Annotated in this window: 13 protein-coding genes; 9 read left to right on the forward strand and 4 right to left on the reverse strand. The window is 32.1% G+C overall.

Features of this window, described 5'->3' with window-relative positions:
- Positions 1 to 37: 37 nt before the first annotated feature.
- Positions 38 to 352 (forward strand): rhodanese-like domain-containing protein, encoded by a 315-nt coding sequence (locus LW133_RS05000; RefSeq protein ID WP_233037839.1) that lies wholly within the window; start codon positions 38 to 40, stop codon positions 350 to 352.
- Positions 353 to 469: 117 nt separating this feature from the next.
- Here LW133_RS05000 and LW133_RS05005 read toward each other — a convergent pair whose 3' ends face one another.
- The 4 genes from LW133_RS05005 to LW133_RS05020 form a co-directional block, all read right to left on the reverse strand.
- A complete protein-coding gene (locus LW133_RS05005) occupies positions 470 to 2140 on the reverse strand; it encodes a lactate permease LctP family transporter (RefSeq protein WP_233077214.1) in 1671 nt (556 codons plus the stop codon).
- Positions 2141 to 2491: 351 nt separating this feature from the next.
- The gene (radA, locus tag LW133_RS05010; RefSeq protein WP_233077221.1) at positions 2492 to 3835 is read right to left on the reverse strand and encodes a DNA repair protein RadA; all 1344 of its coding nucleotides are present in this window, start codon (positions 3833 to 3835) and stop codon (positions 2492 to 2494) included.
- Positions 3836 to 4711, reverse strand: coding sequence for a signal recognition particle-docking protein FtsY (ftsY, locus tag LW133_RS05015; RefSeq protein WP_233077232.1), 876 nt, complete (start codon positions 4709 to 4711; stop codon positions 3836 to 3838).
- A 15-nt stretch (positions 4712 to 4726) separates the two neighbouring features.
- Positions 4727 to 5287 (reverse strand): TlpA family protein disulfide reductase, encoded by a 561-nt coding sequence (locus LW133_RS05020; protein ID WP_233077241.1) that lies wholly within the window; start codon positions 5285 to 5287, stop codon positions 4727 to 4729.
- An 85-nt stretch (positions 5288 to 5372) separates the two neighbouring features.
- Between LW133_RS05020 and LW133_RS05025 the strand changes: the two genes are divergently transcribed.
- From LW133_RS05025 to LW133_RS05060, 8 genes are read left to right on the forward strand one after another with little or no spacing between them, the layout of a single operon-like run.
- A complete protein-coding gene (locus LW133_RS05025) occupies positions 5373 to 5987 on the forward strand; it encodes a 5-formyltetrahydrofolate cyclo-ligase (protein ID WP_233077255.1) in 615 nt (204 codons plus the stop codon).
- Positions 5917 to 7488 carry a ribonuclease Y gene (gene rny / locus LW133_RS05030; protein ID WP_233077270.1) on the forward strand — a complete coding sequence of 524 codons (1572 nt, stop codon included), beginning with the start codon at positions 5917 to 5919 and terminating at the stop codon, positions 7486 to 7488. The genes LW133_RS05025 and rny overlap by 71 nt, the downstream gene beginning before the upstream one ends.
- A 10-nt stretch (positions 7489 to 7498) precedes the next feature.
- On the forward strand, positions 7499 to 8701 hold the full coding sequence (locus tag LW133_RS05035; protein WP_233077272.1) for an HD domain-containing protein: 1203 nt from the start codon (positions 7499 to 7501) through the stop codon (positions 8699 to 8701).
- Positions 8702 to 9466, forward strand: coding sequence for a flagellar biosynthetic protein FliR (gene fliR, locus LW133_RS05040; protein WP_233077279.1), 765 nt, complete (start codon positions 8702 to 8704; stop codon positions 9464 to 9466).
- 10 nt (positions 9467 to 9476) lie between these two features.
- The gene (locus LW133_RS05045; RefSeq protein ID WP_233077281.1) at positions 9477 to 10703 is read left to right on the forward strand and encodes a molybdopterin molybdotransferase MoeA; all 1227 of its coding nucleotides are present in this window, start codon (positions 9477 to 9479) and stop codon (positions 10701 to 10703) included.
- A 60-nt stretch (positions 10704 to 10763) separates the two neighbouring features.
- Positions 10764 to 11183 carry a universal stress protein gene (locus LW133_RS05050; RefSeq protein ID WP_233077283.1) on the forward strand — a complete coding sequence of 140 codons (420 nt, stop codon included), beginning with the start codon at positions 10764 to 10766 and terminating at the stop codon, positions 11181 to 11183.
- On the forward strand, positions 11183 to 12433 hold the full coding sequence (gene rmuC / locus LW133_RS05055; RefSeq protein WP_233077285.1) for a DNA recombination protein RmuC: 1251 nt from the start codon (positions 11183 to 11185) through the stop codon (positions 12431 to 12433). The genes LW133_RS05050 and rmuC overlap by 1 nt, the downstream gene beginning before the upstream one ends.
- A gap of 10 nt (positions 12434 to 12443) precedes the next feature.
- Positions 12444 to 13130 (forward strand): di-trans,poly-cis-decaprenylcistransferase, encoded by a 687-nt coding sequence (locus LW133_RS05060; protein ID WP_233077287.1) that lies wholly within the window; start codon positions 12444 to 12446, stop codon positions 13128 to 13130.
- Positions 13131 to 13397: the final 267 nt, after the last annotated feature.

Consider the following 13397-nt stretch of genomic DNA (forward strand, 5'->3'; position numbering starts at 1 on the left):
TATTTTATCTAAATTTTCATATCAAAAAAGGAAACCTATGCAAGAACGCGCACTGAAATATCATGCTATCAATCTTAAGGATTATTTACTTATTGATATCCGAGAAAAAGAAGATTATCTAAATTTTCATATTCAAAATGCTACTTGGGTTCAAGATATTACAAAGATCACCGAGCTTTGCCAAAATAATCCAGACAAAAAAATTTTACTTTATTGCTACCACGGAAATACTGCAAGATTTTATACAGAACACCTCATCCAAGCAGGATACAAAAATATCTATTATCTTAAAGAAAACTATGAAGAATTTGAAGAGTTAAAAATTCCATTAGAATATTCTAAAAAATCATAATCTGCTAATAAAAAGTTTAGCAACACATTAAAATCACAATATTATAAATTCTAAAATAAAAGCAGTACCCCACCAAAAGGTGGGATTTTAACATTTTTTGACTTGTTAAATTTAGGATTATTTAGCAATAACTGCGGGAATAATTTCTGGAATCATAAATGCAATAAACAAAGTCCATAATCCCACTAAAATTATAAATGCTATAGAATATTTCACAGCAAATCTAAACAAATCAGACTCTCTGCCTACTAATCCCACTGCAGCACAAGCAATTGCAATACTTTGCGGACTAATCATCTTGCCTACTACGCCGCCTACAGAGTTTGCTGCCAAAAACAAAGTTTCTGAGATTCCAAGCTTTTGTGCACTTACTTGTTGTAATGTTCCAAACAAGAGGTTTGCACTTGTATCAGATCCCGTCAAAAATACACCAATCCACCCAATAATTGGTGAAAAGAATGCAAAAGCATCACCTGTATGTGCCAATGCCAAGCCTAGTGTCGTGCTCATTCCACTATTTTTAGAGATAAATGCAAAAGCCACAACAAGTCCAATTGTTAAACAAGGAATTGCCATTTCTTTCAAAGTCGCACCAAAACACTCGGCTGCATCACTAGCCTTAATTTTTAAAATCCACATACTTAAAAATGCCGCAAACAAAATTGCTGTCCCTGCTTGTGCTACTGTTTTTCCATTAATAAGATCGATATTAAGCCCTAAAGCAAGAGGTTTAATTTCATCAGCATTCACGATATTTGGACTTAAAATAACATCACTAATATTATTAAATTGTATACCAAAGCTTGTAAAACCTAAAATTGCACCTTTTTCAAAAAGCACCTTAAACCAAGGTTGTGTCCAAATAATAATACACACAACAAGTAAAACAAAAGGCATCCAAGCACGCAACACTTCCCCAAAACTCAAAGTATTTTTAAATTCAAAATTTTTTTCATCATCAAGTCTAAAAATATTTTTTGGCTTCCAAACTTTTAAGAAAAGTGTCGTAACCGCCAAAGATACAATCGCAGAAATAATATCTGGCAATTCTGCACCCAAATGATTTGAGCTAAAAAACTGTGTCCCTGTAAATGAAAGTGCTGCCACAAAAATTGCTGGAAAAGTCTCCCTAACCCCTTTAAACCCATCCATCAAAAATACAATAAAGAATGGAATACTAAGGCTTAGAGGCACTAGCATTCTCCCCACCATTGCAGAAACTGCATGCTGCTCAACACCTACAAGATTGCTCATCGCAATGATAGGAATCCCCACAGCACCAAATGCCACAGGTGCGGTATTTGCAATCAAACAAAGTCCTGCTGCATACAAGGGCTTAAGCCCTAATCCCACCAAAAGTGCTGCGGTAATAGCCACAGGCCCACCAAAACCAATCGCTCCTTCCAAAAATGAACCAAAACAAAAACCAATCAAAATTACTTGGATTCTATGATCTGGAGTAATACTCATTACACTTTGTTTAATAATCTCAAATGCACCAGATTTGACAGAAAGCTTATAAAGAAAAATTGCTGCAATAATAATCCATGCAATAGGCCACATACCATTAATAAAACCTTGTATAAAACTTGCCCCTACAAGATTGCTAGGCATATCGTAAACAAAAAGTGCCACAATACAAGAAACTACAACGGTTAAAAATCCGGCTTGATAACCCTTAAGTTTGAAAAATACCAAAGATGCCAAAAAGCACAAAATTGGTAAAAATGCTACAATTGCGCTAAGCGCTATATTGCCTAATGGATCGTAATTTTGAATAAACTCCATAAATACTCCTAAAAAAAGTGTGTAATCTGTAAAGTATAGCTAACATTATGCAAGAATTATAAAAAAAAATAAAAAAAATTCTAAATTATGTTACAAAAAGTTATCTTTATTTATACTGACCAAAAACCTAAATTTAACATACTTAAATCTCAAATCTAAATTACAACAATCAAATTATTTCTTATTTTCTTCTACAAAAAAATAATGTCAAAAATAAAGCTGTTTTAAAACTATTTTAAATTTTATGATTTTCCAAAAATCTCTTATCCCATATATACTCTTGTAAGATCTTGCAAGGTTATTTTACTTTTAAAGTAAATTTACACAAAAACAAATTAATAATTCTAGAATCTACATCCAATCTAAAAGTTTAGTGACTTCCAAAACTTCAAAAATCTTAATTGTGGTGGTAGTTTTTGGTTTTTTTGCCAAAATTGCATTTTTAAAGCCGTAATTCTCCATTTCTTTCAATCGCATATCAATATTACTAGCCTCTCTAATATCTCCAATCAGGCTCACCTCACCAATAAAAGCCACATCATTATTTAATGGACGATTTTTAAAACTTGAAAGAATGCTTGCAATCACTGCCAAATCTGCACTTGTTTCTGTAATTTTGATTCCACCTGTAACATTAATAAAAACATCATAACGATTTAGCGGAATCTCTAGTTTTTTTTCTAAAAGTGCTAAAAGCATGTTTAAACGATTAGTATCAAAACCCGTAGCAGATCGCTTAGGAACAGCAAAACTACTCTCACTCACTAAGGCTTGAATTTCAAGTACTAATGCTCTACTACCCTCAAGAAGTATGGTAATCGCGCTGCCTGCTGCTCTGCTTTTTGAAGAGAAAAAGAGTTTAGAAGCATTTTTAGCACTCACCAAACCATCTGCATGCATTTCAAAAATTCCCACATCACTTGTCGTGCCAAAACGATTTTTAAATCCCCTTAAAAGTCTTAATTCTCTACTAGGATCCCCCTCAAAATAAAGCACACAATCTACCATATGTTCAAGCACTCTAGGACCAGCTATGCTTCCTTCTTTTGTGATGTGGCCAATGATAAAAATTGCAATTTCATATTCTTTGGCTAATCTCATTAACTCAAAAGTAATCTCTCTTACCTGCGAAACTGAGCCTGCTGCAGAGAGAATCTGAGAAGAAAAAATTGTCTGAATAGAATCAATAATACAGACTTCAAATTTTCTACTTATAAGATGAGTTTTGATAGTTTGCAACTCAATTTCATTAAGCAAAAAAAGATTTTCATGCACACATTTTAAGCGATCAGCGCGCATTTTTATTTGCCCTGCGGATTCTTCTCCACTCACATACAAAACTCTTTTACCCTCTTGTGCTAACCCGCCTGAAACCTTTAAAAGCAAAGTTGATTTTCCTACTCCTGGACTTCCACCAATAAGATAAAGCCCTCCTTTTACAATTCCCCCACCAAGCACAATATCAAACTCTTCTTGTGTAGAACTAAATTTATCAATGCTTTCATAGGAAATTTGTGTAATAGGCATAGGAACATTATGCGAAGTATTTTGCTGCATAATTTTTAAGTCTTGAATTTGACTTGCTTTTAACTCAATAAAACTATCCCAGGAATCGCAATTATTGCACTTGCCAAGCCATTTTGAGCTTTGATAACCACAATGTTGACATTCAAATAAGCTTTGTTTTTTTGCCATTTATTTATTTTCAAAAATAGAATCTAAAAATTCTTTAATAAATTTTTGCTCATCAAAATCTATTAGATCCTCTGCTTTTTCACCAACACCTATTGCAATAATTGGCAATTTTAATGCATAAATAATACTTAAAATTGCTCCTCCTTTACTCGTACCATCTAACTTTGTAATAATCACGCCATCTACACTTAGCATTTCATGAAAAATTCTTGCTTGATTAATGCTTGAGCTCCCCTGCGTCCCATCTAACACTAAAATTTTACGATATTTAGCACCATTTAGTGCTTTGGAACAAACTTTTGTAATTTTTAAAAGCTCGTTTTTAAGATTGGTTTGATTGTGCAATCTTCCTGCAGTATCAATAATTACATGATCCATTCCTCTTGCAATTCCCGCAGTTATCGCATCAAAAGCCAAAGCACTGGGATCGCTCCCATATTGTGTACTTACAAGCTCTACACCAATTTTTTGACTCCATAATTTTAATTGATCAATTGCAGCTGCTCTAAAAGTATCTCCCGCGCCAAGCAAAACTTTTTTATGATCATCTTTATAGCGTTTGGCTAATTTTGCAATTGTTGTAGTTTTTCCTGCACCATTTACCCCAATAATTAACTCTACCAAGGGCTTTGTATCAATCTTTTCTAAACGTACTTTATCATAATAACTCTCTCCCCTAAAAAATCTATCTAACCCTACTTCAAGTTGCGTACGATTGATATTTTCAGGCAAATGCTCTAAAAGCATCTCAATAAGATCATAATCTACATCAGATTCTATTAAAACCTCTTCCAAAAGATCTTTTTTGATTTCTTGTTTTTTACTTCCTAAAATATTTGCAATATTTTGTGTTGTTTTTTTTAGAAAACTAAACATTTCTCTTCCTCGATTTTATAAATTACTAAGATCATGCATAAACATTTCTTGTGGCACTGCACCGCTATACATCTCAAATCTTTTACCACTTTTGTCATAAAGCAATAAAAAAGGTAGCTGTATTTTTTCTGCAGCAATTTTATCCTCCCTACCGCTAAGCAAAGAAATTTTTAACGCAAAATCTTTTAAAATATCTTTATTGTCTATAGGATTTAAAATCAAAAAATTAATCTGAAATTTTTCAATAAAATCTGCAAAATCTTCTTCTTTAATATTTTTATTCAAAACTCCAACAACTTGCAAATCCCCATACCCAGCTTGCAAATTATTCAACACCTCAAAATATTCCAAACATGCCTCATTTTTAGGATCAAAAAAGAAAACTAGCGTATTTGATACATTCTTTTTTTTCTTTTTAAAAACAAGATTAAAAAAATCAATATCTGTATAAATCTGTATTTTTTCTTTTTCTAAAGTTTGAAATGTATAGCTTTTTCCATATCGCTTTGTCTGATTTTGGCATCCTGTAATCATCAAAATCATACAAGCGAATAACAAAACAAATATTTTTTTCATAGACCTATCTTTTTAAATAAAATTATAAAATTAAAAAATAAAAGAATCAAGATTTATCAAAACTTCTCCAAAAATAAGGATAAGCATGACACAAAAAGAGGTATTTCGCAAGTTTTGTAAAAGCAAAATGCAAAATAAAGCAAACTATTTTTACGAACACCAAATACATGACACGCTTTTTGAAATGCTTAAAAAACTTCAAGCAACAAATATTTTACTTTATTGCCCCTTAAAAACAGAAGTAAATATTTTTCCACTTCTTTACCGCCTAAAAAAACAAAAAAACTATAAAATATTTATCCCAAAAGTAACAGGAATTAGCTTTGATATTGTAGAATTTAAGCTACCATTAATAAAAAATAAATATGGCATTTTAGAATCAAAAACATGTGCCAAAAATGTAAAAATTGATATTGCAATTATCCCTGTACTAGGAATTGATAAGGATTTCAGGCGGATTGGTTTTGGCAAAGGAATGTATGATTTATTTTTTGCCAAATTGAAAAAAAAACCAAAAATTATTTTTATAACTAAAAATTTATTTTTTTCTAAAGATAAGATCACGCAGGATCACGATATCCAAGGGGATTATCTTATTTCTAATTTTTATAGAATAAAGAGGATTAAAAATGATAACTTATTTTCTCATAGCTTCTATAGTAGGCTTTCTGGCCGGAATCATCGCCTTTTTTATTTTTAAAAAATTTTTTTATCCTGATGCAAATTTTATTATTAAAGAAGCTAAGGCTAAAGCTAAGGCTATTGAACTTGAAGCTACCACGATTTTGCAGAATCAAAATATCAAACTTCAAGAAAAAGAATTGGAACTAAAAAAACATTTTGAAAATGAAAATTCAAAAATCATTAAAGAATATAATCAAAAACTCTGTGAACTCAAAGAAAAACAATACAAACTCAAAGAAAAAGAACAAAAAGACCAAGCGTTTTTAGAAAATGAAAAAAATCAAATTTCTACACTGAAAAACAAGCTACTTTATCAAGAAGTTGAACAAAAAAAACTTATTAAAGATTATCAAGAAGCACTAAATGCAATCACCACCACACTAAGTTCCTACACCCAACTCACTATTGAAGAAGCCACAAAAATCCTACTTGAGCAACTCGAAAAACAACTAAGCATCAAGCAAGCAAGACTAATAAAACGCTACGAAAATGAGGCTCTAGAACTCGCAAAAAAGAAAGCAAGTTATATCATTGCACAAGCTACAAGTCGCTATGCAGGAGAATTTGCTGCAGAAAAACTCATCAACACCATCCATCTCCCTAGCGATGAAGTCAAAGGGAAAATTATTGGAAAAGAGGGACGAAATATTAAGACTTTTGAGATGATTACTGGGGTAGATGTAATCATTGATGATACACCTTGTAGCATAATTTTAAGTAGCTTTAATCTCTATCGTCGTGCCATTGCAGTAAAAACTATGGAACATCTCATAGAAGATGGAAGAATTCAACCTACGCATATCGAGGAAACCTATGCAAAAGTCACTCAAGACATGGAAAACAGTATTCAAGAAGAAGGGCAAAAAGTTATTACAGAACTAGGATTGCACAACATTCATCCAGAGATTCAGAAACTTTTAGGCAAACTTAAATACCGTTCAAGCTTTGGTCAAAATGCATTAGGACATTCTATTGAAGTGGCTAAACTCGCAAGAATTATGGCTGCAGAACTAGGTGCTGATCCAGATCTAGCATGTCGTGCAGGACTTTTGCATGATATTGGCAAAGCTCTCACACAAGATGCAAGTAGCGGAAACCATGTAACCTTAGGTGCTGAAATTTGTAAACGCTACAATGAACATCCCGTAGTAATTAATGCAATAAAATCTCATCATGGTGGTGAAGAAGCTCAAAGCATTGAAGCAGCTCTAATTTGTGCAGCAGATGCTATTAGTGCAGGAAGACCAGGAGCAAGAAAAGAAGTATTAGAAAACTTTTTGCATCGCATGCAAGATATTGAAAGAATTGCTTCACAAAAACTAGGTGTAAAACAAGCCTATGCCATTAGTGCGGGAAGAGAAGTGCGCGTAATTGCAAGAGCAGACCTCATTAAAGATGAAGACACGATAGTATTAGCTCATGATATTGCAAGAGAAATTGAAAACACTCTACAATATCCTGGTGAAATTAAAGTCAGTGTGATTCGCGAAACACGATCTGTCGATTTTGCAAAATAACGGAGAGATGATGAAACAAAAATTAAAAAAACCAAGACTTAGCACCTCGCTTTTAAGATATATTTTTACTGCTGCATCTATTAGAAGATGGAATGATCAAGCCACACCTATTGAATTTACAGAACTTGATAAACAAGCACATAAATTTGTAATCGCTTATTTATTTGCAAAAATTGAGGAAAATGAAAAAAAAATCAATATTGATTGGGAAAAACTTATTCTTCATTTTTGTTTTGAATTTTTTTCACGCATTGTTTTAACAGATATTAAACCCCCTATTTTTTATGCATTGCAAAAAAATTATCGCGATAATTTAAGTATTTTTGTAATTGAAAAATTACGAAATGAACTTTCTGAATATCCTTTTTTTGACACAATGCACAACTATCTCAAAAATCCACCAAATACCATTGAAACACAAATTCTCAAAGCGGCACATTTTTATGCATCTAAATGGGAGTTTGATATTATCTATCATTTCAATCCCTATATGTATGATGTGCAAAATATCAAAAAATCCATTGATCTAGAAGTAGAAAACCATTACCATCTAAGTGGTATGCAAAAAACTATTTTGTTTAAAAATATCCAAGAACTCATCACAATGTTTGGGCAACTCCGCTTTCAAAAACGCTGGAGTCAAACACCACGAATCCCATCTACAAGCGTTTTGGGACATACTCTTGTTGTAGCAATTTGTAGCTATCTTTTAAGCTATGATATTGATGCTTGTAAACAAATGAGAATCAATCATTTTTTATGTGGACTTTTTCACGATCTTCCTGAAATACTAACGCGCGATATTATCTCTCCAATCAAACAAAGTGTAAAAGGGCTTGATCAACAAATCAAAGAATTAGAAGAAAAAGCTGTGAAAGAAAAAATCCTCTCTATCGTACCTGAAAATATTGCTGATGATATTGTTTATTTCACACATAACGAATTTAGCAATCGCTACAAAATTTCTTGCTTTATCGAAAATATAGAAGGTGAAGAAATTTTTAAATACAATCAAGATGAATACTCACCTATTTATGGAGAATTTCTCAAAATTTGTGATTTATTAAGCGCATATTTGGAAGCAAAAATCTCTATTGCTCATGGCATTTCTTCCAAAGACCTCACAGAAGGCGCAGAAGTAATTTTAAAAAAATGTGGCACAAAAGTAATAAAAAATATTGATATTGGTAGCATTTTTAGGGATTTTGAATAAATGGAGTTTTTAACACTCTTAACAGAACACAATACACAAGGATTTTTACTACTTTTATTGCGATTTGCAGGAATCTTTGCCTTTTTCCCTTTTTTTGATTCTGGATTGATTCCTGTGGGAATACGCGGGGCATTAGCTTTTTTTATGTGTCTTGTATTTTTTCCCATTCTCCCTGAACAACCACTTAACTATGATGTTATACATTTTTTAATTGCAGGAACACTAGAACTCTTGTTTGGTTTTTTAACTTCATTAATCTTACAAATTGTTCTATCTACACTAACTTTTGCAGGAGATAGTATTAGTTTTGCAATGGGACTTACTATAGCAAGTGCTTATGACCCTGCCACCGGATCGCAAAAACCAATTGTTGGGCAAGTTTTGTCCATGCTCGCCATTCTTTTAGCATTGCAAACAAATTTTCACCATCTTATTTTTTCTTTTATTGCACAAAGTCTTTCACAAATTCCATTAGGATTATTCACTCCCAATCAAAATTTACTAGAGAGCATTGTATATAATTTTTCCCTACTTTTTAGCATTGGGTTTGCAATGGCTTTTCCAATTTTAGGCCTTATTTTATTAAGTGATATTCTTTTTGGAATGATTATGAAAACTCATCCACAATTTAATCTTCTTGCCATTGGATTCCCCGTCAAAATTGCCATTGCCATTATTGCAATAATTGTTATAATACCTGCTATTATGAATAATTTCTTAACCTACTTAAAATCAAGTTTTGAGATCTTGGAAAAACTTTTTTAGGAGATTAAAAATGATAGAACTTCAAGACGCAATAAAAATCAACAATTCTCTCCCCTTGCCTTCTTTAAAAACCTTACAAAAAGATCTTTTTGAAGCACAGGGTTATATTCTCGCACAAGATTACTTTATCACGCGCCCTTTACCGCTTTTTGATAATTCTGCAATGGATGGCTATGCTATTTCTTCCAAACAGCAAGGAGAAATACTTCATTGCACAAGAAGTATTTTTGCTGGAGAAGATGCAACAAAAATTACTCTAAAAGAAAATGAAGCTATCAAAATCATGACAGGGGCAATGATTCCGCAAAATGCCGATATTGTTGTGCCCTTTGAGTTGGCTAACTTAGAAAATGGAGTTTTAAATATTCATAAAAAATTCCAACCCTATGACAATATCCGCAAACAAGGTGAGGAAAAAAAAATAGGTGATCTTATAGCAAAAAAAGGAAGCAAACTTGATTTTACAATCATCGGTCTTCTTGCATCGCAAGGCATTGCACAAGTCCAAGTCTTTGAAAAGCTAAAAATTGGTGTTTTTTCTACAGGAGATGAAATCATAGACCCCAAAGAAACTGCCCTACCTCACCAAATCTACAACATCAATGCACCAAGCATTTTAGCAATTTTACAAAAATATCAATTTGATTGTAGTTATCTTGGAATCCTAAAAGACAATGAGGGTTTAGAAGAAGCACTATTGCAAGCAACCGCTAAATATTCTCTACTCATCACAAGTGGTGGGGCTAGTGTGGGAGAAAAAGATTTACTTGAAAAAATCCTTTTAAAACATCACGCAACAATCTTTTATCACAAAATCAATTTAAAACCTGGTAAGCCACTCATGATTGCACAAATTAATGGTTGTTATCTTTTTTGTCTTCCTGGTAATCCTTTAAGTGGCATTCTCAATCTACTAGCCTTATTAATCCCTACAATCCTCCGTCTTGGACTTGGTAATGCATACACACCTATAGCACAATACGGAATCTTAAAAACCCCTCTTTGCCTCAAGGGAAATCGCGCACAAATTTTACTTGGCACACTGCAAGATGAGTACTTCATCCCCTATCTCAAACATAGCCCTAATGCCATTAGCACTTTTTATCATTGCACACATTTTGCAATTTTTGATTCCAAGGCTACCATGTTTGATGCCGGAAGTAAAGTTATGATATTTCCTTATTTTGGAGAATTTGATCAAAAAAACTATGATTTTATCAATTATGCAAAACAATAATCCTAGAAAATGTTATAAATTTTGTATAAAATAACAACATCCCAAAAAGAGAGTAAAAAAATGAAAAAAATATTATTTGGTGTCCATGATACAGAAGAATGTAGGCAAGCAATCCATACGATTAATAGACTTTTTGGTGATCAAAAAGAGAGTATTGAACTCACTCTTTTACATGTTATACCAGAAACAATTATCTATGCTGAAAGTGGAATTGTAGATTATGAAATGATTGAAGATAGAGAAAACCACGAATCTCAAAGAATTTTGCAAAGCTTTTTTAATTCTTTTAAAGACTTAGGTTTTACATGTCAGACTTTATTAAAAACTGGCAATCCTATTGATATGGTCTTAGAAATTGCGAGCGAATACGAACTCTTAATTATTGGCGCTAGCGAATCTTCACTTTTGCATCGCATTTTCAATTCACATCAAAATAGCTTTGTTAATGCATCACCTATTTCTGTGCTAGTGGCAAAGTAATGTTAATTATCATAAATATTTTGCTAGCGATATTGCTAGTAATTTTAATTTTTTATATTTTTTCAATTAAAAAGAATCAACAAAAATTACAAGAAATCTATCTTGAACTTCAAACCAAAAATCAAAAACTCGAAAATGAGAAAAATACCCTACAATTAAAAAATCAAAATCTCGAGGAAACAAAAAACTTTTTACAAAGTGAATATGACAAATCCCTATCTAGATTAAGAGATGATCATGCACAAAATCTAAAAAATGCGCACGAGCAATACCAAAACAATCTCTCTGCACTCAAAGAAGAATTACAAAAAAATTTCAAGGAGCAAAACCAGGCTCTTTTATTTCAAAATAAAAACCTCATTAATGAAGATTCTAAAAAACTACTTGAAGAGATATTTATTCCTATCAAAAATCAAGTAAAAAGCTATGAAGAGAGATTGCTAAAAAATGAAGAACGTCTTAAAATTGAAATTGATAATATATTTAAATCTTCAGAACTTATAGGAAAAAATGCCGATAGACTTGCTCTAGTCCTCAAAGGAGATAAAAAAATCCGTGGAAATTTTGGAGAGATCCAACTAAAAAGTGTCCTGGAAAATAGCGGATTGATAGAGGGTGAGCAATATAAACTACAAAATGTAATGCATGATGAAGATGCAAAATACATTCCTGATGCTATTATTTATTTAGAACGCGAAAAAAGTGTTATTGTTGATGCAAAATTCTCTCTTCCCACACAATTTGATTTTGAGCAAATCACAGATGAAATAAAATTGGAACTTTATAAAAATCTTCGTGCAAGAATTGATGAACTTGCCAAAAAACCTTATGCTTCTTTAGATTCTAATATTTATGATTTTGTTTTACTTTTTATCCCTTATCAAAATATTTTGGATCTAGCACTAGATTGTAATCCTGGCCTTTATCAATATGCTTATGAAAAAAAAGTCTATCTTACCACGCCTCATACACTTTTCATGGCTCTTAAAACTATCAATATCACATGGCTAAACATCAAACGAAATGAAAATGTCACTAAAGCTTTTGAAGAGATTGGTAAGCTTTATGACAAGTTTGCAGGAGTAATAGATAGCTTTAATGAAATCAAAACCCATACAGAAAGACTAGAAAAAGCAAAAAATGAACTAGAAAATAAACTTATCTCTGGCAGCGGAAACCTTAGCAATCGGTTTAGACAGCTCGAAGAACTAGGAATCAAAACCAAAAAATCCCTGCTTCCCAAAACATAAGGAAAAAAATATGAATAACCTTAATCATTTAGCCATTATCATGGATGGCAATGGGCGTTGGGCGCAAATACGCAATAAACCTCGCAAAATAGGTCATCAAGAGGGGGCAAAAGTCGTTCGAGATATTACAATTTGGTGTGCAAAAAATTCTATCAAATATCTCACACTTTTTGCTTTTTCTACAGAAAATTGGAAACGCCCAAAAGCTGAGGTAGATTTTTTAATGAAGCTTTTATTAAAATACCTCAAAAAAGAAAAAAATACCTATTTGCAAAACAATATCCGATTTAAGGCGATCGGAAATATCGAAGTTTTTAACAATCCACTCAAAGATATGATTTGCGAACTTGAAGAATCTACCAAAATGCATACAAGTCTTACACAAACCCTAGCCTTAAATTATGGTTCTAGAGATGAAATCACCCGCACTTTTAAAAAGCTTTTAAAAAACCCACCACAAGAACTAGAAAACCTAGAATCTCTTATTGCAAAAAATCTTGATACATGTGATTTTCCTGATGTAGATTTATTAATTCGTACAGGAGGAGAAATGAGAATCTCAAATTTTTTACTTTGGCAAATTAGTTATGCAGAACTTTATTTTACACCAACTTATTGGCCGGAATTTAGCACTACAGAACTATCTGATATCATCAAATCCTACAAAAAAAAAGAACGACGCTTTGGCGGACTTTAATTCTTTGGATCTCTTTTGCCACTAAATTGCAACTAACAACTTTAAAATAAAAAAGCCCTATATGTTGCAAATCTCTTGTAAATTTTAGAAAATAATTTCCATACAACAAAAGACATAAAATCTCTCTATTTCTTTAGATTTTCAAATTTTTAAGAATACTATAAAAAAAAGGGGGGGGGGGAGTAAAAATATCAAAGAGTTTTACACTTTTTTTAGACTTTGATTCTTTTTTGGTTAATTTAATTTTTGATTTAATTAGGTTTTTGT

The organism is Helicobacter anatolicus (assembly GCF_021300615.1).
In the GTDB taxonomy this organism is placed as follows: Bacteria; Campylobacterota; Campylobacteria; order Campylobacterales; family Helicobacteraceae; genus Helicobacter_H; species Helicobacter_H anatolicus.